This window comes from Pseudomonas savastanoi (genome assembly GCF_020917325.1).
GTDB lineage: Bacteria > Pseudomonadota > Gammaproteobacteria > Pseudomonadales > Pseudomonadaceae > Aquipseudomonas > Aquipseudomonas amygdali.
In genome coordinates this window covers 4,800,644-4,821,452 of record NZ_CP076652.1, presented here as the reverse complement: position 1 = coordinate 4,821,452, position 20,809 = coordinate 4,800,644, and the positions used below count along the sequence as shown (strand labels likewise).

Genomic DNA, 20,809 nt, shown 5'->3' with positions numbered 1-20,809 from the left:
GACTTCTTTCCGGGGGCACACACTTAAATTGCAATGGGCCATCACCGGGCAACATTACTCCTCACGGCGCGGTGAGGTAGTGGGGAATGGCTAACGATTTCGTCGTCCAATTCATAAGAAGCTGTAGTGCGTTTCTTACGGCGCAATGAACACAGCCATGCAGGCTGCAAGACTTTGCTTTTGGAGAGGGCTGGAGGCGTGTGCTATGAAAAGCCCTGGCTCACGAGCATCAGGGCTTTTTAGTTGGCGTTTACTGCAGGCTTATATTGGCCAGCGTGACGATAATGCCGATGCCCGCGACAGTGGCGGCTACTGCGTTGATGGAGAACACTGTGCGTATCTTTCTGGACAGTCTCCATGGCTTTACAGCGAACGCATAAATCAGCAGAAAGATGATCGCGAAGATTTCCACCTGCGCGAGCAGGACTACCGCACTGCCCAAGGCCATTGATCCGGACAGGCCATCAGCGTCTCGCGACAGATAATATGTCAGCAGAGTGCCGATGATGGGTAGCCAGATCCCCAGGCTGATAAGAATCAGTGGGATGGGGTTGAAAGGGCGTGTTTGGTTTTCGGTGTCCACTTTTTTTCCTTGATGAGTGATCCGGCGATCAGGGCTTCTCAATCTCTGAAACTGCTGTCGGTGCCTCGGCCTTCGCGGTGCGTATCTCGCGGCTCCATTGCAGGATGATCATCACCAGCGTTGGAATGCCCAGCAGAGCGGTGATCAGGAAGAAATTGTGATAACCGAATTTCTCCACCACCACGCCGGAATAACCGCCCAGCAAACGCGGCAACAGCAGCATGATTGAGCTGAGCAGTGCGTATTGAGTGGCGGAAAACTTAAGGTTGGTGAGGCTCGACAGGTAGGCGACAAACGCTGATGTCGCCAGCCCTGAGCTGAGGTTGTCCAGTGAGATGGTCAGGATCAGCATCTTCACGTTCGGGCCCATGTCCGCCAGCAACAGGAACAGGATGTTGGTCGCTGCCGAGGTGAAGCCGCCGATGAACAGGATCGGCATGATGCCGAAGCGTACGATCAGCAGACCACCGGCACCAGCGCCCAGCAGGGTCATGATCAGGCCGAAGATCTTGCTGACACTGGCGATCTGGTCCTTGGTGAAGCCCTGGTCGATGTAGAACACGTTGGCCATGACGCCCATCACCGTGTCCGACATTCGATAGGTCGCAATCAGGCCCAGTAACAGCAGGGCCTGCCAGCGATAACGCATGATGAAGTCGTTGATCGGCGTAAGCACCGGCGCCAGCCCGCGACGACCCATTGACGACAGGCAGGCGAAGGTCAGAAGCGTATAGAGAATGGCGCGCAGGAAAGCCCGGTCTTCCAGCAGCAGGTCCATCCAGCTGGTGCCGTTGAACAGCACGCTGGCGAAGTCGGTGTTGTAAAGCTGGGTAAACATTGCCGGTACTGAAACCAGCAGCACAATGAGCACGAACACCGAGGCCAACTGGTGGGTAAAACCATAGCGCGCTGCCGACAGCTGGGTGCGCAACGGTACTGGCGGCTCGCGCATGATCAGCGTAGTGACCAGCGCTGGCAGCATCAGCAGGCCAAACAGCACATAGGTGCCGGTCCACGCCGAATGCTTGTAGGCAAAGCCTGTTGAGCCGAAACCTTCAGCGAAGTAAAGCGCGCCCGCGGTCGCCAACAGTGCGGCCACCCGATAGCCGGACATGTAACTGGCGGCGAGGGCGGCCTGCTGGGTGTCCTGAGCGATTTCAAGGCGATAGGCGTCGATGGCGATGTCTTGCGTTGCGGAGGCGAAGGCCACTACTACAGCAATTGCGATCAGCCAGGACAAATGCTTCTGCGGATCGCAGAAACCCATACCGATCAGGCCGAGAATCACCAGGCTCTGTGCAAGCACCAACCAGGAGCGCCGCCGCCCCAGCTTGCCCAGAAACGGCAGGCGCCATTGGTCGAGTAAGGGCGACCAGACCCATTTAAAGGCGTAGGCAAGACCGATCAGGCTCGCATAGCCGATGGTCTCGCGAGCAACACCGGCTTCGCGCAACCACACGGATAAGGTCGAAAAGACCAGCATATAAGGCATGCCCGCAGCGAATCCGAGCAGCAGTAACACTAATGTCGACGGGCTGGCATATGCGGCGAGCGCGGCGCGCCAGGTTTTACGGGGCATGGGCTGGAATCTGCCTCAGGTTACGAAAACAAAGGGCGCACTCTAACCGCTGTGCTATAGGGGACGCCAGCCATGGCGCTGCATATCCACCCGATTATTCAGAATGGTAACGCCCTCGGCGCGCAAACGGGCCCGTTGTTCGTCGCCGGACACACTTCCAGCGGGCAGACTGAGCCGACCACCGGCCCCCAACACTCGATGCCAGGGCAGGGAAGAGCCGTCCGGCAACTGACTCAATGTACGGCCCACCCAGCGCGCAGCTTTGCCTAGCCCTGCCATTTCAGCCAGTTGACCGTAGGCGACCACCTTGCCCTCCGGTATTTGCGCCATCGTCAGGTAGAGGGCCGTACGTCGTATTTCGGCAGATGACGGCTCGCCAGGGTAAAGAAGTGTCAAGTCTGGGTTGGTCACACATTTATCCTGTATAAAACGATATTGATTGTCGTTCGCGGAACTTTGGTCGATCGCTGCTGTCTGTTACCACCGTGTCCGGCGGTCAATGGATTGAGATCGCCTTGATGTTCTTCTGCAGGATAATGCCCGCCTTCCCGCCAAACAGAGCCTGATTACCGCTTATGTTGTCCAGAACCCTGCTGTGCCTCGCAATTACTACTGTTTCCACTCCATTGCTTGCCGACACTGTCTGGTTGAAGAACGGTGACCGGCTGACTGGCACAATCAAAGTGTTCGATGGTGGCAAGCTACTGTTGCAGACCGAATACGGCGGCGCTATTCCGCTGGACTGGAAGCAGGTCAAAACCCTGCAAAGCGATCAGCCACTGCTGGTCAAACAGGATGAGCACACAGGCGAAGTCTCCAAGTCGTTGCAGGCTGCCGACGATGGCAAGGTCGTGCTGGCTAATGGCGATGCACCCAAGACCGTCGAACTGGCAAGTATCCATCAGATCATCAAGCCCAAGCCGGTTATCACTGATCTTGTCTGGAAAGGCAATATCGATGCGGCGCTGGATTTCCAGCAGGCAGAAAACGACACCAATGACTACAACATTGCCTTCAAGACTTCGGCGCGTCACGGCCAATGGCGCCATAACGCCAAAGGCGATTACAACCGCGAAACGACCGATGATGTGGTCGGCACCGACAACTGGAGCGCCGAATACTCGCTGGACCGCTTCCTGACCGAGAAATTCTTCTGGGATGCTCGTGTGACCTACAAGCGTGACAAGATCGAAGACCTGTCGCGCCAGCGTGTTGTCGGTACAGGTCCTGGTTACCAGCTGTGGGATGACGAGCTGGGAGCCTTCAAGGTCGGTGCGCTGCTTAACCGCACAGATTTCGAATTCTCCAATGGCCAGAAGGAAAACTTCTATTCAGTCGCAGGTACCTGGGATTACAACCGCTACCTGATCGGCAAGAAGTTCGAGTTCTTCAGCAACGGCGAGCTGGGCAAGCCGTTGAGTGGCGTTGCCGATTACTCCATGGATGTCGAAGCCGGGCTGCGCTACAAGGTTACCGACTGGGCATCGCTTAACCTGAAGGCCGAGAAAAACATCATCAGTGGCTCGGATAACGGCGACGTGGACAAGACCCGCTACACCGCCGGTTTCGGTGTGAGCTGGTAAGCAACGTGGCGAGCGATGCGCACTGTGTGCATCGCTCTGCCAGGATGGGTTGACTAGATTCTCATCGCGCCGTCCAGCTCCAGTATGCGGCCGCTGAAATAATCGTTTTCAAGAATGTAAGCCACCGAGTGGGCGATTTCGTCCGGTTTGCCCATGCGCTTGAGCGGGATGGCCGAGGTCATCCTCTCAAGTGCTTCGGGGCGCATGCTTTCGGTCATTTCGGTTTCAATGAACCCAGGTGCCACGCCCGCCACGCGGATTCCGTAGCGTGCCAGTTCCCTTGCCCAAGTAACGGTCGCAGCGGCAACGCCGGCCTTGGCTGCCGAATAGTTGGTTTGTCCGATATTCCCTGCCCGTGAAATCGACGAGATATTGATGATCGCGCCCTGAGTCTTCTGCTCGATCATTTTCGCCGCTACCTCGCGCGTGCAGAGGAATACGCCGGTCAGGTTGACGTCAATTACCGACTGCCACTGCGCCAGGCTCAGTTTGGTAATTTCGCCATCCTTGACCTTGACCAGCAGGCCGTCACGCAAAATACCGGCGTTGTTGACCAGGCCATGAATGGCCCCGAAGTCCTCGGCGACCTTGTTGACTGTGTCGACGACCTGTTCTTCATTGGCAACATTGCATAGATAGGCGCGAGCATTGACCCCGAGCGCCTCACAGGCTGCGACAGCCTGATCAAGCTTGTCCTGATTCAGGTCCAGCAGTGCCAGGTTCGCGCCCTTGCCAGCCAGATATTTGGCCATGGCTCTGCCTAGACCCTGGCATCCGCCGGTGATAATTATCAGCTTGTCTTTCAATTCCATGTGCGTGCCCAATCACAGTTGATCGTTTCCATGGCATCACTGGCTTGATGCGAGTGCTTATGCCATAGCCAGAGCACGTTATAGGCTGTTTTTGCGCGTTCGTCTCGGGTCTGCCATCTGGCCTGAAATACACCGATACACGTTTGTGAAGCCCAGGTTCAGCTGACTTATGCGCATAATTGAGCTGTTACCCAAGCGCAGGGAGCTTGAATTAACGACCTTCTGACATCACATACGGTCTACTCGGAAGGCATTCTTCCCTTGAGGAACTCATTTGATGCGTGTTTTTTTGCTGCTGTTTTTATTATTCCCGGTACTTGAGCTGTTTCTGCTGGTTCGTGTCGGGATGTCCATCGGCTTTCTCTGGACCTTCCTGCTGGTCGTCGCGACGTCTATGCTCGGCTTGTTCGTCATGCGGGTAGCCGGTTTTGCCACGGCGCTGCGTGCGCGCGAAAGCCTGGCGCGTGGCGAGCTGCCTGCCCAGGAAATGCTTGAAGGCCTAATGGTCGCCGTCGGTGGCGGTCTACTGCTGTTGCCCGGCTTCATCAGTGACATTCTGGGTGTGATCTGTCTGCTGCCGATTACTCGTCGTCTGCTGATCAACAAGGTTCGTCGCCGTGCAGAGGATCAGGCTATGCGTCAGCGCGCCTTCGCCGATGATCTGCAGACTCAGGCCAATCAGGGACCTGCCAGCCATCGCCCGAATGCCATTCACCAGCCGACCCGCGAGCCGGATGTGATCGAAGGCGAGTTCGAACATCGCGACAAGTAGCCGTTACACCCCCGGCAGCGCGGCACCTTCGGGTGCCGCGCTCGTTTTGGGGTGGCAATTGGGCTGTAAAATTTTTTTGCCCAAGACTTGTAATCACTTTGCTCGCCCTTATGTATGGGTCACCGCAAGGTTTCTGGCATGAAGGCCAGACCGTATTCTGCGGTTCGCGCGTCGAACCGTAACCGGCAAGTCCGGATTTAAACCGGCCGGTGCACTCACCGGACGATCAAACAAACATAATCAGGAGATCGACAATGAAGCTTCGTCCTCTGCATGACCGCGTCGTCATCCGTCGCAGTGAAGAAGAAACGAAAACTGCCGGCGGTATCGTTCTGCCAGGTTCGGCTGCTGAAAAGCCTAACCGCGGCGAGATCGTTGCTGTGGGTACCGGCCGCGTGCTGGACAACGGCGAAGTACGTGCGCTGGCTGTGAAAGTGGGTGACAAGGTTGTGTTCGGCCCTTATTCCGGCAGCAACACAGTGAAAGTAGACGGCGAAGACCTGCTGGTGATGAGCGAGAACGAGATTCTTGCTGTCGTCGAAGGCTGAGTGCTCCCGCTGATTTCCGTTACTACAAAGTATTCAAGGAATAATGATCATGGCTGCTAAAGAAGTTAAATTCGGCGATTCTGGCCGCAAAAAAATGCTCGCCGGTGTAAACGTCCTGGCTGACGCAGTTAAAGCGACCCTGGGCCCTAAAGGCCGTAACGTTATCATCGAGAAAAGCTTTGGCGCTCCGCTGATCACCAAAGACGGTGTGTCGGTTGCCAAGGAAATCGAGCTTAAAGACCGTTTCGAAAACATGGGCGCGCAGCTGGTCAAAGACGTTGCCTCCCGTGCCAACGATGACGCCGGTGACGGTACTACCACCGCTACCGTTCTGGCTCAGGCCATCGTCAACGAAGGCCTGAAGGCTGTCGCTGCCGGCATGAACCCGATGGACCTCAAGCGCGGCATCGACAAGGCGACCATCGCCATCGTTGCAGAGCTGAAGAAGCTGTCCAAGCCTTGCACCGACACCAAGGCAATTGCTCAGGTCGGCACCATTTCGGCCAACTCTGATCACTCCATCGGCGACATCATTGCCGAAGCCATGGAAAAAGTGACCAAAGACGGCGTTATCACCGTTGAAGAAGGTTCGGGCCTGGAAAATGAGCTGTCTGTTGTAGAAGGCATGCAGTTTGACCGCGGTTACCTGTCTCCATACTTCATCAACAAGCCAGACACCATGGTTGCCGAGCTGGACAGCCCGCTGCTGTTGCTGGTCGACAAGAAGATCTCCAACATTCGCGAAATGCTGCCGGTTCTGGAAGCAGTCGCCAAGGCTGGCCGTCCTCTGCTGATCGTCGCTGAAGACGTTGAAGGCGAAGCGCTGGCAACTCTGGTTGTCAACAACATGCGCGGTATCGTGAAAGTTGCAGCCGTCAAGGCTCCAGGTTTCGGCGATCGTCGCAAGGCCATGCTGCAGGACATCGCTGTTCTGACCGGCGGTACCGTTATCTCCGAAGAGATCGGCCTGAGCCTGGAAACCACTACCCTGGAACACCTGGGTAATGCCAAGCGCGTCATCCTGAACAAAGAAAACACCACCATCATCGATGGTGCTGGCGTCAAAACCGATATCGACTCGCGCATCTCCCAGATCCGTCAGCAAATCGGCGACACCAGCTCGGACTACGACAAGGAAAAACTGCAAGAGCGTCTGGCCAAGCTGTCTGGCGGCGTTGCAGTGATCAAGGTCGGTGCCGGTTCCGAAGTTGAAATGAAAGAGAAGAAAGCCCGCGTTGAAGACGCCCTGCACGCAACCCGCGCAGCCGTCGAAGAAGGCGTGGTACCTGGCGGTGGCGTGGCACTGGTTCGCTCCCTGCAGGCTATCGAAGGTCTGAAAGGCGACAACGCTGATCAGGACGTCGGTATCGCTCTGCTGCGTCGTGCAGTTGAAGCGCCTCTGCGCCAGATCGTTGCCAACTCCGGTGACGAGCCAAGCGTTGTTGTCGACAAGGTCAAGCAGGGTTCGGGTAACTTCGGTTACAACGCTGCTTCCGGCGAATACGGCGACATGATCGAAATGGGTATCCTTGACCCGGCCAAAGTGACTCGCTCTGCTCTGCAGGCGGCGTCCTCCATCGCCAGCTTGATGATCACCACTGAAGCGATGATCGCTGACGTGCCTGAAGACAAGCCAGCAGGCGGCGGCATGCCGGACATGGGCGGCATGGGTGGTATGGGCGGCATGATGTAAGCCGGCTTTCCCCCTAAAGCTACACCCATAAAAAACCCCGCCTTGTGCGGGGTTTTTTATGGTCTTTGTGTGCCGGATCAATCAATGCGTCGGTTGTACCTTGCTGTTCTCGAGACCCTTGGGTTCGGGGCGGTAAAGCACAAAGTAGTAAACCCCCAGACAGATCAGCCAGCAGAACACTGCGGTCCAGATGTTATGGGAAAAGAAGTGCGCACCTTGCAGCATCCGCCCGACAGAGAACACCGATCCAAGGCCGAACGCCAGAGCCAGGCCCATTTTCGCCATCCGTGGACGACGGTCGCGAAAAGCGAAGAACAGCGCGAACAGGGTAAAGCCGGTCGCCGCATGCCCGCCCGGCCAGCAGCGTCCCGGTTTATCGGTCGCAGGGCGTGGGCTCAACAGTTCGCTGTAGGTTTCCTGCCCACCGAATTCTTTCAGGCTCCAGGGGCATTGCACTGAAGTCACCACTTTCACCGGGGTAACAAAGGCGGTTGAAAGCGCCATGGACAGCACCAGACAACCCAGTTCTCTGCGCCAGGGGATCAGACGTTTTACCTTGAACGACGCAGCAAAGCCGATCATGGCCAGTACGCCGAAAACCATCACCAGTTGTTTGGCGCGGTCGTGAAGGACGTCTTCCAGAAAATAGCTGTGCCTGCCAATGAATTGCCCACTGACGGGATCGAAGGCAAGCCTGGCGATGTCCATGTCCAGCGAAGTCAGCTCAAGGAGTACGAGGGTCAGCGCTACAACAGCGGGGATACCCAGATAAATCCACGGATTGATTGGGCGAGAGTAGGGTGGGGCGACGGTTTTCGACATATCGAATCCAGATCGGTGAAAGGCATGCCGCGTTCATTGTGTGCGACGGTTTGTCTCAAAGTGTGTCATGTGCTTTGTAAATCATAGGTGAAAAAATCGTCATACCATATCGGCGCTGGCTCTGACGCTCACTTCGTCTTAAGCTGCGCCAGCCCAAACTGCATATGAGAGTGCGTTATGCGAATTCTTCTGGTTGAAGACAACCGCGACATCCTGGCGAACATGGCCGATTACCTGGGCATGAAAGGCTATACCGTCGACTGCGCTCAGGATGGCCTCTCAGGACTGCACCTGGCAGCCACCGAGCATTATGACCTGATTGTCCTCGACATCATGCTGCCGGGCATCGACGGCTACACGCTGTGCAAGCGTCTGCGCGAAGATGCCCGTCGTGATACCCCGGTCATCATGCTGACCGCACGCGATCAACTGGACGACCGTCTGCAAGGCTTCCGCTCTGGCGCTGATGACTACCTGCTCAAGCCGTTCGCCCTGTCCGAACTGGCCGCGCGCATCGAAGCGGTGTTGCGCCGTGCCCAGGGCGGCGGGCGACGGACGTTGCAGGTGGCCGATCTGGTCTATGACCTCGATACCCTTGAGGTGACGCGTGAAGGCCGGATGCTCAAGCTCAACCCGGTCGGGCTCAAGCTGCTCGCCGTCCTGATGCAGAAAAGCCCGCATGTACTGCGCCGCGAGATTCTGGAAGAGGCACTGTGGGGCGACGACTGCCCGGACAGCGACAGCCTGCGCAGCCATGTGCACCAGTTGCGTCAGGTGATCGACAAACCGTTCGGCAAACCGCTGTTGCAGACCGTGCACGGTGTGGGCTATCGCTTGGCCGAGGGCCGGGATGGAGTTTAAACAGAGTCTTGCCCAACGGATCATCATTGCCTTTGCATTGATGAGCGCACTGGTCGCCGGGTCTTTCGCCATCGGTATCATCTCCACGGTCCATCTGGTCGAAGAAAAACTGATTTCTGCCGGCCTCGGCGGCGATCTTAATCGCCTGATGCTGATGGACAGTGTCAGTGACTGGAGCCACCGGCCCAAGCCCGATCAGTTGTTCTACTTCAGCAACGGTCCGGGCGATTTCGATCTGCCCAAAGACCTTCGGCACCTTGAACCCGGTTTTCATGAGGTCTTCCGTGGGCCACTGTCGTACCACGCCATGATCGAGGTGGTGGACGGTCGGCATTACGCTCTTCTTCAGGATCAGAGCGATTTTGAAGAGCGTGAGCGGGTCCTGTTCGCGGTCGTGCTGGTCGGTTTTGTTCTGGCGTTGGCGCTGGCGGTATTTCTCGGCTGGGTGTTGGCCCGCCGGGTGATGGCGCCGGTAGTGCGTCTGGCCAGGCAGGTTCGTCACCGTGACCAGTTGCTGGGGCTGGCACCACCACTGGCGCCTGACTACGCCGCTGATGAGGTCGGCGAGCTGGCGGTGGCGTTCGATGCAACGCTGGGGCGTCTGAGGCAAGCGTTGATTCGTGAACGCATGTTCACCAGTGACGTGAGTCATGAGCTGCGCACCCCGCTGATGGTGCTGGCCAGCTCCTGCGAGCTGCTGCTGGAAAACCCTGCGCTCGACCTGCGAGGGCGTCGTCAGGTCGAGCGTATTGGCCGCGCCTGCGAGGAGATGCGTGATCTGGTGCAAACGTTCCTCATGCTCGCCCGCACCCAGCGTGAAGACCCGGCCATGACGCCCAAGGCCACGCTGGTCGGGGTGGCTGAACAGTTGATCTCTCAATGGCGTGATCCAATAGAAGGCAAGGGGCTGCAACTGACCTACACGCCACCTGCCGATGACCAGCTGTCCGAAATTCGTTACAACGCGACCTTCCTCCATGCCGTGATGGGCAACTTACTGCGCAACGCGCTGCACTACACCGATTACGGATTCATTGCGCTGACCCTGCACGCCGAAAGTTTCACCGTGGAAGACAGTGGCGTCGGTATTCCCGAGGAAAAACGCGAGGCCATGTTCGAGCCATTTGTGCGTGGCAATGAGCAGCGCGGGGAAGGCCTGGGCCTTGGTTTGTCACTGGTGCAGCGCATCTGCGCCAACCAGGGATGGAGCGTTGATCTCACGCCCATGGAGCCGCACGGTTGCCGGTTCGAAGTGACACTGAACCTGAACAAAACCTGACGTTCATTTTGAGCAAATCCACCTCAGTGTGTGGCGGTAAATCGACCGCACTTCGTCGATAAGTCACACATGGCGTTTAACTCTCTGTAAAATCTCGAAACATCTGAAGTACAAAGGTAACAATATTTTCACATTCAGATGACCTGACAGTGACAGCGGTGCCTTTAGTTTGGCCCGCATCAACGTCAGGAGCGGCTCCCATGAGCGACCGTATAGAACTCGAGTTTTCCCGCAAGTACGACAAGTCGCATGCTCGTCAGTACCTTGAAAAGCATCAGGACGGTCTGTGGCGCAAGTTGTCGCATCACCGCGATGAACAACTGGCGAGAAAGGCGCTTCACTTGGCCGGTGACCCGGGCCTGGTGCTGGACCTGCCTTGCGGTGCAGGGCGTTTCTGGCCATTGTTGGCCGAGAAACCGAACCGCTCGATCATCGGTGCTGACAACTCCGCAGACATGCTCAGTACCGCTTGTGCATCACAGCCGGCAGAAGTTGTAAAAAGGGTACAACCTTTGCAGACATCTGCCTTTGACATCGACCTGCCTGATAACGCAGTAGACAGCATCTTCTGCATGCGCCTGCTGCACCATGTCGGCCAGTCAAGCGACCGGATGGCTCTATTGCGTGAGTTCCAGCGCGTAACCCGTGACAGTGTGATTGTCTCATTGTGGGTCGATGGCAATTTCAAAGCATGGAAGCGTGCACGCCTTGAGAAGCAGCGCCTGCAGAAAAACGGGCAGGAAAGTTACCAGAATCGTTTTGTGTTACCGGTTGCTACCGCAGAATCCGAATTTGAACAGGCAGGATTTCGTATCCAGAACCGGATGGATTTTCTGCCGATGTACGCCATGTGGCGTGTCTATGTCTTACGTAAAAGGTAAACAGATGGGTTTGCAGTCCTTGAAAGAGCCAGTTGTGAACTCGGTGCAGGATGAGTTCAACCATTTCTGGAGTCAGCACGGCGAATGGGTTGAAGAACCCAATGCCCGTCGAGGTGGAGAGAGTGGTGTACAGCGGCTCACGATGGACAACGGGCAAACGCTTTATGCCAAGCGTCAGACAGGGCATATATACCGCAGTTTGCTGCACCCCTTGGGGCGACCGACTGTATTGCGTGAGCGCGAAGCGCTTGAGGGTCTGCGCAAGCTTGGCGTAGTTGTGCCGGAAGTGGTGTTTTGCGGTGCCGAGCGTGGCGAGGACAATGCCTGGCGGGCATTGCTGGTCACGGTGGCGCTGGAAGGTTTCGAAGAGATAGAAAAGTGGGAGGCTGGCGGAGGGCGCGAGCGGCATGGCGAGCTGTTTTATGAGCTCGTGCTCAAGGACGTGGCGGCTACCCTGGCCCGTATGCACCTTGGCCGCTGGCAGCACAGCTGCCTGTATATCAAACACATATTTGTACGTGTGACCGGTGAGGGGCCGGATGCCAAAGTCGAGGTTGCCTTGCTGGACCTCGAAAAAGGCCGTCGTCGCCTGACAGCCCAAGGGGCGGCCCAGCATGATATGAAACAGCTACGACGCCATTCGTCATTCAGCGCTGCAGACTGGCAAAAGTTGATCTACTTTTATCAGGCAGCGTTTGGCAGCTCTATCAAAGGTTTAGAGTCATGAAGCTAGAAATGGCAAGAGGTCTGTTTATCTTCGGTGCATTGGCAATTGCCACCGTCGCAGTGGCAGCGCTTGAACAACCGTCTACCCAGATACTCACGACACAGCACGGCGAGGGATATTGCCCGTTGCCGCGTGTGGCCAAGAGTCTGGTGAGCGTGCAGCCCGATCATGACCTGTTGCTGTTCATGTACAGTCTGGCGCAAGGGGCCGGGGTCAGGAACTGAGGCGCTTTGCTGCCTGACTGCTGACTATCCCACCTGGGCCAGATGAAGATGGTTGTCCCACAGCCCTGCGGGCAGGTCCAACGGCTTGGCCAGCAGTTGCGCTTTGCGACAATCATAAAAGCGGCAACGCCCTTGGCCCGAGGTCACGACAAACCCATCAGCTACCGCACCCACGCCTGCGCAGTCCGGTAGCGGTGCATCCAGCTTCAATGCGCCGCTGTCCAGATCCCAGATGAAGAACCGGTTGCCGCGCGGTGCCGTAAGGGCCACCAGGCGCAGATCACTGTGCACTGCAACGCTTGCGGTGTAATGAGCCATCGCCCGAAGTTGTTCTTCTGCCACCGGAAACGCCTGAAATGGCTGCCCCGGCCGTTTGATCGCCAACAACTCGGCTACTTCGTGGCTGTCGCCCATGAACTGCTGGCCTGCCACGATGGTGCCGTCGCTGGCGATGCCCATGTGACGCACGCTGTTCATCTGCTGGGAAAGTGTCTCCTTGCTCAGCAATGTACCGTCACGCTGCATGATCACCAGACTGGGCTGCATGGCATTCAGGTTCATCTCTACCCGGCTTTCCGCTTCGGTGCGAATACCGCCGTTCGCGACCACCAGCGTTTCGCCATCCGGCATCCACGAAACCTGATGCGGACCGATACCATGCGTAGGAATTTCAGCCGAGTGCACCAGTCGCTGATCAACGAATCGATAGACACCCAGTAAGCCGCGGCCAGGGTCGCGGGTATCGTTTTCCGTCGCATACAGCCATTCGCCGTCGCGATGAATCACCGCATGACCATAAAAGTGCCGGTTCGGCTGCGAAGCGATGGTTTGCAGCAAGCGGCCATCGCGCAAATCGATCAGATAGCTTTCAGTACCTGGACGACGTGCGATGAACACCGCAATCGGCAGTTCGGGATGATTGATGATGTCGTGGCAGCGCTGGCCCACCTGGGTGGCAAATACCTGCGTTCCGTCAAGCCGGAAACCCACCGCGTAGTGTTTGCCGTCGCCATCGTCACGAGCGGAGAGCAGCAGAGGGTGTGCGTCTTTTTGCCTGAACAGCGTCCAGCCGCCCAGCGTGAAAGTGCTGAGCAAAAGACTGCCGAGGGCCATGGCCTGACGTCGCAACATCACGTGTACCTCTTGATCAATCGCCGTCGTTGGCGTTGAAGCCCAACTGAATGCCGAGTGCCTTGGCCAGCTCGCCTTCATGCAGGCGGTGTACCGCATTGAGGCTGTCGTAGAACGCATTGAGCTGCTGACGTCCTGCTTCGGTGGCCAGCAGGTCGGCGAGCGGCGGCTTGAGTTCCGACAGTAATTTGCGGCTGGTAGCGTAGGCCGCATCGATTTTGTCAGCCAGCGGTTTCTGCTCGGCGGGCAGCAAGCTGCGCAGGCCCTTGTTGTCGACACCGGTCCACACCGTTTCGGCGCTGATCAGGCTGGCTTCCAGGCTGCTGAGCGACGATTTGCTGCGCCATGCATCTGCCTGGAAGGGTTGTGGCTGGCCCTTGCTCTGGCGACCCAGTGGCGTGCCCAGTTTCTTCTTCAGGCTGTCGAGGGCCGTGACCTGAACCCGCAGCAGTTCGGCGATGGCTTCATGAGAATCTGCGTAGCGCTGGTTGGGGAATTTGCTCAGTTGCGCAAGCATGCCATCGGTGCTGTTCCAACTGTTGAGGATTTCCTCGGCAAGCTGCTTTTGACGCTCGCCGATTGCCATCAGCAGCGGGCAATAGCGCGCTTTCTGTTCGCTATTGGCCATGTCGATTTCCGCGTCGAACAGAATGTATTCGTAAGCGGACAAACCTTGCACCACGACGCTGGCCTTGGACAGCTCCTGAGCAGTGATCTGCGGCTGTGCCGTCACCAGTTGCTCGACCTGCCGGCCAACCAGGTTCTTCTTGTCTGGCCAGAACTGTATTTGCCAGGCGCGGTTGCCCTCGGCCAGTGGGCCGATCAACAGCGGTTGCAGTTCGGCCCAGGTCTTCTGCGCTTTGAGAAAGTCGGCACGGGCTGTGGCCAGATCAGCCTTGCCCTGACAGAACGCCAGTGCGCTGGTCGCCAACTGACGATCAGCATCGACCCAGCGGCTGTAGGTCGGCAGGATTACCTGTTTGGCAATGGCTGCGGACGTGACCGCCTGAGGGTCGGATGGCGAGCAGGCACCCAATGCAAGCGCCGCAAGGCTGGTCAGCAACAACTTGGGTCGGAACATGTCCGGCTCCTTTATTTATTTTCGAAAGGTGATTTTGAAAAAATCATGTTGAACGAGACGATTCTGGAAAGGGAGCAATCATAACGAATTCAGAAACGCCAACAGCGCTTCACGCTGTTGCGCGTCAAATGCCAGAACCTGCCGCTGCGCCGCCTGTGCTTCGCCGCCATGCCACAGTATCGCCTCAAGTACATTGCGGGCGCGACCATCGTGCAACAGTTGGGTGTGCCCGCTCACGGTGCCGGTCAGGCCCAGCCCCCACAGCGGTGGCGTGCGCCACTCGCGGCCGGAGGCCTGGAACTCGGTACGGTTATCGGCCAGCCCTTCGCCCATGTCGTGCAGCAGCAAATCGCTGTACGGGCGAATCTCCTGATTGGCCAGCTCAGGCTCGGCAGCGTCGCTACGGGTCTTGAATGAGGGCGTGTGGCATTGCTGACAGCCCGCCTGAAAAAACAGATTCTTGCCCGCCAGCACTTGCGGGTCATCGACCTTGCGGCGTGCCGGAACCGCGAGGTTGCGTGTGTAGAACTCCACCAGACGCAGGATGTTGTCGCTGACCTCTGGCTCGCCGTTCGGGCCATTGCCGTTGGGCGCTGCCAGGCAATCGGTCTGGGCTGGCGTGCAGTCATCAAAGCGGCGCAGGCTGGTGGTCAGCCCCATGTCGCCGGAAAAGGCGTGCACGTTCTGCTGGTTGAGGTTGGGTTGCCCGGCTTTCCAGCCGAATCGGCCCATGACGACCTTTTGCTGTGCATCGTCCCAGACCCAGTTGGGGCGTCCCGAGATGCCATCGGCGTTCTTGTCATCGGGGTCGGCATTGGCAAGGATTGCTTCATCGGCAATGGCCTCAAGCAATCCCAGGCCGATCATCGGCGGGGCTATGCGCGCCGAGATGTGGGTATCGGGGTGCATCGGTCCGTAGCCCAACTGGGTGATTCTGAGGGTCGGCTGGCGCAGCTCGACGGAGGTGCCATCGCGAAACTCGACCGTCAGCGCATCGTACTCGACCCGCACCTTGCCCTCGGGGGCTACGCCGGGGTTTGACATGTCCTGCAACTGCCCACCGTAAGTCGGTTCAGGCAGCACGCCGTTACGCTGCACAAGATCGGCGTAGGCCGGGTCGTCAGGAATCGACAGCCTGACCAGCATCGACACGGCATTGCTGTCGCCAGCTTCGGGTGGATGACCACGACCGTCCTTGATATGGCAGTTCTGGCAGGCGTTGGTGTTGAACAACGGCCCGAGTCCGTCACGAGCTGTGGTGGTCGATGGCGCAATCACCCATGGACTGCGGAAAAAACTGTTACCGACACTGAAGTCCAGGCGCCGCACGGGCGACAAGTTGGCCGAGGGCATGGAAAAGGCATTCTGATCGCTCTTCCTGACCGTCGCACTGCCACCGGACAAGGCTTCTCCCGGCTCGGCATGAGTGAAACGCGGGGCGTCATCGCATGCACTCACGGCCAGAGTCGTAAGCAAGGCAAGGGATAGACGGAGCCGCGTACTCATACACATCCTGCCACGAGGCGAAAATCGGGGCGTGCAAGCTTAGCAGCCTCGTGCAGTTTGAATAAGAGGGATTATCGTTTGCCTGCTCTGACGTAATGCGTTGTTACGAATCTCTGAGGCTGGTCTGCTCCCGGCATTTTTGCCTATGCTGCACATGTCGAAGTTGACAGCACACACGCAGATAAAACACCCAGCAGAGACCACATCGATGGATAACCCGGAAAACAGCGCGTTCGTGACCACCACCGAAGCACTGGAAGCGCTCTATGGCCCGATTGCTCCTCCTTCCATGACCAAGGAAGTCGACCATATTCACGCGGTTTACCGGCCCTTCATCGAGTCGGCACCCTTTGTTGTGCTGGCCTCTGCCGGGCCCGACGGCCTTGATGCGTCCCCGCGTGGTGATCAGGCGGGCTTCGTGCATATCGAGGACAGCAAGACGCTTTATCTGCCTGACCGGCGCGGCAACAACCGCATCGACACCTTGCGCAATATCATCAGCGACCCACGTGTCGCGTTGCTGTTCCTCATCCCTGGCGTGGGCGAGACCTTGCGGGTCAACGGAACAGCGCAGATATCGGTTCAGCCCGAACTGTTGTCGCGTTTCGAGGTGAACGGCCAACTGCCCAGGTCAGTGCTGCGCATCTCCGTGACCAGCGTGTACTTCCAATGCAGCAGGGCAACCATCAGGTCCGGTTTATGGGATGCAACCCGGCACATCGAACGCAGCGCGCTGCCGACTGCCGGGCAAATACTAAAAGCGGTTTCGGCCGAGCAGATCGATGGTGATGCCTATGACAAGGCTTTGCCGGGACGCATTGCGGATACGTTGTATTGAAGCTCGGGAACTCGTTTCTGTAATGGTCGGGGCGCTCAGCAGTTGAAAGCAACGCATATCGGTCAGGCATAAAAAATGCCGGTCAGCGAACTGACCGGCATTGGTTGTTACCGCAAACAGTACCTGTCAGAACTCGTGATCAGCGTTGTCCGGGTTCAGGTCAGTGATGCCGAGCTTGCCAGCGGCCTGTTCGATAGCCCCCGTCTGTTTGACCAGCGCAGCGATGGCGTCACGTACCACTTGATTGCCTGCCGTGTTGCCGGCAGCGATCAACTGGTCGAAGTGCTCACCCTTGTTGGCGTGATCAACGATGACCTGCAGCTTGGCCTGGGTGTCGTCCAGATCGGCGCGCAAGGTGGCGTCAGTGGCCGGGTCTACCTTGGCAACCAGAGACGAAAGGCTCGGGCCGCTGACTTTGCTGCCATCGGTGCGCGTGTATTCGCCCAGGTAAACGTTACGAATACCCTTGCCGTTGTAGAAGTGCGAGTTGTGCGTGTTGTCGCTGAAGCAGTCGTGTTCGTCTTCGCTGGAGTTGGCTTCCAGTGCGACTTTCATGCGTTCGCCCGCCAGTTCACCCAGCGACAGGCTGCCCATGCCGAAGAGCATTTTGCGCAGACCGCTTTCGCCGGATTCAGCTTCCAGCGTGGCACGGTAGTTGTCGGCAACGCCGGCCTTCCAGTTGCCGGACATTTCTTCCAGATCGCTGACCAGCAGATCGGTAACGGCCTTGAGGTAGGCGCGGCGGCGGTCGTTGTGGCCGCCGGTCGCACCGGCGCCTTCCAGGTAATCGCTGGCCGGACGTGCGCCGGCACCAGGGCCGGTGCCGTTCAGGTCCTGGCCCCACAGCAGAAATTCAATGGCGTGGTAGCCGGTAGCAACGTTCGCTTCGGAACCGCCCAGCTCGTTCAGGCTGGCGAGTTTTTCGGAGGTGATTTCCTTCACGTCGACCTTGTCTTCACCCACCTGAATTTCGGTGTTGGCGATGATATTGGCAGTCGCGCCCGGGTTGCCCAGCGCGTGCTGGTAATCCTTGGCGACATAGTCGATCAGGCCTTCGTCCAGGGGCCAGGCGTTAACCTGTCCTTCCCAGTCGTCGATGATGGTGTTGCCGAAGCGGAAGACTTCGCTCTGCATGTAAGGCACACGCGCAGCTACCCACGCATCCCGTGCGGCTTTCAAGGTTTCATCGTTGGGTTTGGCCAGGAATGCGTCGACGGCGGTGCTCAGTTTTTTCGCACCAGCCTCGGCGTCGTCGAACACCGCAGAAACCATATTGGCGTAATTCGCGACCACAGCCTTGGCCGCCGCTTCGTCAGTCTGGGCGGCTGCGGCCGGAGCAGGGGCAGGGGCAGCAGGCGTCGCCGCGGGAGTCGCCGGAGCAGCGGCTGGCGCGGGTGCCGGGGCGGCAGCCTTGTCCTTGCCTTCGCCACAACCGGCGAGAGAGATAGCGATGGCCAACAGACTAGCGGTTGCCAGAGGCATACGAATCATGACGGAATCCTGCGTCGATAAAGTTGATGGCGGGGTGCGCCCAGAAAATCTGCGACATGATGCGAAAGATTTGCATTCGATGTAAAGGCAAAACGCCTTTGCGGTCGTGTTCAGGCATTCAGCAGGTTGTAACAGTCGGTTTCAAGATGGCTCGAAAGAGCCGTACCGTTCTGGGTCGTTCAGAGGCTGGCGGCGTTCCGCTCTCTCGACTGTTTCAGGTAGGCCAGCAGTTCCCGACCGGGCAGCGGCTTGCTGTACAGGTAGCCCTGGCCCTCGTGACAGCCCTGGGTGACGATATAGGCTTCCTGCTCGAGCGTCTCCACACCCTCGGCGATGACCTGCATGCCAAGGCTTTTACCCAGCTGGATAATGGCCCGCACGATGGTGGCATCATCGTCGTCGTCAATCAGGTCCTGAACGAAGCTCCGGTCGATCTTGATCTTGTCCAGCGGCAGGCTTTTCAGATAACTCAGCGACGAGTAACCGGTACCGAAATCATCAATGGCGATCAAGGCGCCGGAGCGTCGCAGGCTCAGCAGGTGCTGGGCGGCGGTATTGATATCTTCCATCAGGCCGGTTTCGGTCACTTCCAGTTCCAGGCTGCGCGGTGGCAGGCGGTAGATCTGCAACAGGTTGTTGACCACACGCGGCAGTTCCGCGTGGTGCAGTTGCACGGTCGACAGGTTGACCGCCATGCGCAAGTCGGTGAAGCCCTGATCAAGCCATTCCCGTAGCTGGCGGCAGGCCTGGTCAAGCACCCACTCGCCGATGGCGATGATGGTGCCGTTCTGCTCGGCCAGCGGGATGAATACATCCGGCGGCACCAGACCATGCTCTGGATGTTGCCAGCGGATCAAGGCTTCTACGCCAACGATGCGGTGATCGCGATAGCTGATCTGTGGTTGATAGACCAGGTACAACTGATTGCCCGGCAAGGCGTCGCGCAGATCTTTTTCGAGTTCACGACGGCGGCGCATTTCGCTGTCGACGCTGGCGATGTAGAACTGATACCGGTTACGCGAGCGGGCTTTGGCCAGCGTCATGGTCTGTTCAGCTTTTTGCAGGAGTTTCTCGGTGTTGTCGCCGTCCTCGGGAAACAGCGTGATGCCAATGGTCGCTCGTAACCGGATCTGCTGTTCACCGACTATAAACGGGGCCTCCAGCTCATCCAGAATATTCTGCGCCAGCTCTGCTGCCTCGTAGGGTTGCTCTATTTTGGCCTGCACCAGTGCAAACTGATCGCCGCCCAATCGCGCCAGAGCGCCAAGTCGTCCGCTGTGGGCGCGCAGCCGGTCAGCCAGCGCGAGTAACAGTTGATCGCCTGCCTGATAGCTGAACTGTTCGTTGATACCCTTGAAGTCATCCAGACCCACGCAGAGAATCGCGACCCTGTGCTGCTGACGCCCCGCATCTTCGAGAATTCTGTCCAGCCCGGTCTGCAACTGAAGTCGGTTGGGCAGGCCGGTCAGGAAATCGTATTGCGCCATGCGCTGCAGATTGTTCTCCGCCTCGTGGCGCAGATAAGTGTGGCGCTCGATGGAGGCCAGCAGTTGGTTGGCGGTATTGACCCAAATCCCCAGTTCGTTTTTCTCGTGGCCCTTGAGCAATGGCAACTGGTGTTCGCTGGGACGGTCAGGGTTGATCGCGATCAGATGTTCGATGATTTTCGACAGTGGCTTGGTCAGCAACCAGTGATAGACCAGGTACAACACCAGCCCCATTGCCAATGCACGCAATACACCCGCGATGAAGATGATTGCGGCATTGACCAGAAAGCTTTCGCCGTAATTGGCGGTGTCCAGCGTGATACGCAGGTCGCCGTAATACTCGCTGTAGGGGCTGCGACCGACCAGTTGGGTGGTGAAGCTGCGTTCCTGGCCGAGGATAAGGTCTGTCAGCCAGCGGGTTGGAGAGTTTTTCAGCGGGCGGTCTTTTTCTGCCAGCAGGCTTTCGTTGGGATGGCCTATCGACGCCATGCGTACCGAGTCGTCCTGGAACAGACCCTCGATGACCTGCATGCCCATTTCGCGGTCCAGGCTGTAAACGGCCTGCGTGGAGGGATCGCGGAACATTCCGAGAATTCGTTCGGCATCGCTGGCCACGGCCTGACGCGTCTTGTAGGCGTCGAAAACGATTTGCGCACAGCTGAGTATGACGCCTACCAGCAGCGCCGAAAGCAGTACGACGCGCAGCAACTTTACCGACAGGCTATTCTTGAGTTCCAGCTTCAATGGCCGTTCCTTAGTTCGTGTCGGAGGACATATCGCCCCATGACCCTCGAAAAGCCAGATCCGCCCGTCGTGACGTGGTCAGAAACGGTGCGTCTGGCTGATCTTCGCGTTCCTTGCACCTACTGGCCCAAGCCACCTGAGTGTGTCGGGTGGCCAGGTGGGTAACT

General features: G+C 57.9%; 19 protein-coding genes and 1 pseudogene. 10 read left to right on the top strand and 10 right to left on the bottom strand.

All coding sequences use genetic code 11. The annotated features are described in order from the left end of the window. Positions 1-250: 250 nt before the first annotated feature. The 3 genes from KP808_RS20390 to KP808_RS20380 are packed head-to-tail and all read right to left on the bottom strand — an operon-like array spanning position 251 to position 2,573. Positions 251-583: a hypothetical protein gene (locus tag KP808_RS20390; protein WP_004656474.1), complete on the bottom strand. Its 333-nt coding sequence runs from the start codon at positions 581-583 to the stop codon at positions 251-253. A gap of 28 nt (positions 584-611) precedes the next feature. Continuing rightward, positions 612-2,162 (bottom strand): AmpG family muropeptide MFS transporter, encoded by a 1,551-nt coding sequence (locus tag KP808_RS20385; protein ID WP_002555028.1) that lies wholly within the window; start codon positions 2,160-2,162, stop codon positions 612-614. A 54-nt stretch (positions 2,163-2,216) separates the two neighbouring features. Beyond that, complete coding sequence (locus tag KP808_RS20380) at positions 2,217-2,573, bottom strand: MGMT family protein (protein ID WP_230016775.1); 357 nt, start codon at positions 2,571-2,573, stop codon at positions 2,217-2,219. A gap of 164 nt (positions 2,574-2,737) precedes the next feature. On the opposite strand from KP808_RS20380, the gene KP808_RS20375 reads away from it, so the two are divergent. Further along, positions 2,738-3,745 (top strand): DUF481 domain-containing protein, encoded by a 1,008-nt coding sequence (locus tag KP808_RS20375; RefSeq protein WP_002555026.1) that lies wholly within the window; start codon positions 2,738-2,740, stop codon positions 3,743-3,745. 53 nt (positions 3,746-3,798) lie between these two features. On the opposite strand, the gene KP808_RS20370 is transcribed toward KP808_RS20375, so the two are convergent. Then, a complete protein-coding gene (locus KP808_RS20370) occupies positions 3,799-4,557 on the bottom strand; it encodes an SDR family oxidoreductase (RefSeq protein ID WP_057401643.1) in 759 nt (252 codons plus the stop codon). Positions 4,558-4,834: 277 nt separating this feature from the next. On the opposite strand from KP808_RS20370, the gene KP808_RS20365 reads away from it, so the two are divergent. The 3 genes from KP808_RS20365 (at position 4,835) to groL (ending at position 7,570) form a co-directional block, all read left to right on the top strand. Next, on the top strand, positions 4,835-5,329 hold the full coding sequence (locus KP808_RS20365; protein WP_002555024.1) for an FxsA family protein: 495 nt from the start codon (positions 4,835-4,837) through the stop codon (positions 5,327-5,329). Between the two features lie 254 nt (positions 5,330-5,583). Next, positions 5,584-5,877 carry a co-chaperone GroES gene (locus tag KP808_RS20360; protein WP_003304675.1) on the top strand — a complete coding sequence of 98 codons (294 nt, stop codon included), beginning with the start codon at positions 5,584-5,586 and terminating at the stop codon, positions 5,875-5,877. Between the two features lie 49 nt (positions 5,878-5,926). Then, positions 5,927-7,570, top strand: a complete 1,644-nt coding sequence (groL, locus tag KP808_RS20355; RefSeq protein ID WP_002555022.1) for a chaperonin GroEL — start codon at positions 5,927-5,929, stop codon at positions 7,568-7,570. A gap of 81 nt (positions 7,571-7,651) precedes the next feature. On the opposite strand, the gene KP808_RS20350 is transcribed toward groL, so the two are convergent. Next, complete coding sequence (locus tag KP808_RS20350; protein ID WP_230016774.1) at positions 7,652-8,392, bottom strand: phosphatase PAP2 family protein; 741 nt, start codon at positions 8,390-8,392, stop codon at positions 7,652-7,654. 177 nt (positions 8,393-8,569) lie between these two features. Between KP808_RS20350 and colR the strand changes: the two genes are divergently transcribed. The 5 genes from colR to KP808_RS20325 all read left to right on the top strand — a co-directional run bounded on the left by colR (position 8,570) and on the right by KP808_RS20325 (position 12,364). Continuing rightward, positions 8,570-9,253, top strand: coding sequence for a two-component system response regulator ColR (gene colR / locus KP808_RS20345; RefSeq protein ID WP_002555020.1), 684 nt, complete (start codon positions 8,570-8,572; stop codon positions 9,251-9,253). Beyond that, the gene (locus KP808_RS20340; protein ID WP_002555019.1) at positions 9,243-10,532 is read left to right on the top strand and encodes a sensor histidine kinase; all 1,290 of its coding nucleotides are present in this window, start codon (positions 9,243-9,245) and stop codon (positions 10,530-10,532) included. Before colR ends, KP808_RS20340 begins: the two co-directional genes overlap by 11 nt. 200 nt (positions 10,533-10,732) lie before the next feature. Then, entirely contained in the window at positions 10,733-11,413 is a 681-nt protein-coding gene (locus tag KP808_RS20335; protein WP_002555018.1) for a class I SAM-dependent methyltransferase, read from the top strand. A 4-nt stretch (positions 11,414-11,417) separates the two neighbouring features. After that, positions 11,418-12,140 carry a lipopolysaccharide kinase InaA family protein gene (locus KP808_RS20330; protein WP_230018931.1) on the top strand — a complete coding sequence of 241 codons (723 nt, stop codon included), beginning with the start codon at positions 11,418-11,420 and terminating at the stop codon, positions 12,138-12,140. Continuing rightward, positions 12,137-12,364: a hypothetical protein gene (locus KP808_RS20325; RefSeq protein WP_002555016.1), complete on the top strand. Its 228-nt coding sequence runs from the start codon at positions 12,137-12,139 to the stop codon at positions 12,362-12,364. Before KP808_RS20330 ends, KP808_RS20325 begins: the two co-directional genes overlap by 4 nt. Before the next feature lie 24 nt (positions 12,365-12,388). Here KP808_RS20325 and KP808_RS20320 read toward each other — a convergent pair whose 3' ends face one another. The 3 genes from KP808_RS20320 to KP808_RS20310 form a co-directional block, all read right to left on the bottom strand. Beyond that, positions 12,389-13,495: a DUF1513 domain-containing protein gene (locus tag KP808_RS20320; RefSeq protein ID WP_058400734.1), complete on the bottom strand. Its 1,107-nt coding sequence runs from the start codon at positions 13,493-13,495 to the stop codon at positions 12,389-12,391. 16 nt (positions 13,496-13,511) lie between these two features. Beyond that, a complete protein-coding gene (locus KP808_RS20315) occupies positions 13,512-14,576 on the bottom strand; it encodes an imelysin family protein (protein WP_230016773.1) in 1,065 nt (354 codons plus the stop codon). A 78-nt stretch (positions 14,577-14,654) separates the two neighbouring features. After that, positions 14,655-16,082 carry a di-heme oxidoreductase family protein gene (locus KP808_RS20310; RefSeq protein WP_230016772.1) on the bottom strand — a complete coding sequence of 476 codons (1,428 nt, stop codon included), beginning with the start codon at positions 16,080-16,082 and terminating at the stop codon, positions 14,655-14,657. Between the two features lie 208 nt (positions 16,083-16,290). On the opposite strand from KP808_RS20310, the gene KP808_RS20305 reads away from it, so the two are divergent. Then, on the top strand, positions 16,291-16,920 hold the full coding sequence (locus KP808_RS20305) for a pyridoxamine 5'-phosphate oxidase family protein (RefSeq protein WP_058400737.1): 630 nt from the start codon (positions 16,291-16,293) through the stop codon (positions 16,918-16,920). A 126-nt stretch (positions 16,921-17,046) separates the two neighbouring features. Here KP808_RS20305 and KP808_RS20300 read toward each other — a convergent pair whose 3' ends face one another. Both KP808_RS20300 and KP808_RS20295 read right to left on the bottom strand, forming a co-directional pair. Continuing rightward, positions 17,047-18,411 (bottom strand): imelysin family protein, encoded by a 1,365-nt coding sequence (locus KP808_RS20300; protein WP_058400739.1) that lies wholly within the window; start codon positions 18,409-18,411, stop codon positions 17,047-17,049. Positions 18,412-18,529: 118 nt separating this feature from the next. Next, a pseudogene (locus KP808_RS20295) lies at positions 18,530-20,642 on the bottom strand (putative bifunctional diguanylate cyclase/phosphodiesterase). Between the last annotated feature and the right edge of the window lie 167 nt (positions 20,643-20,809).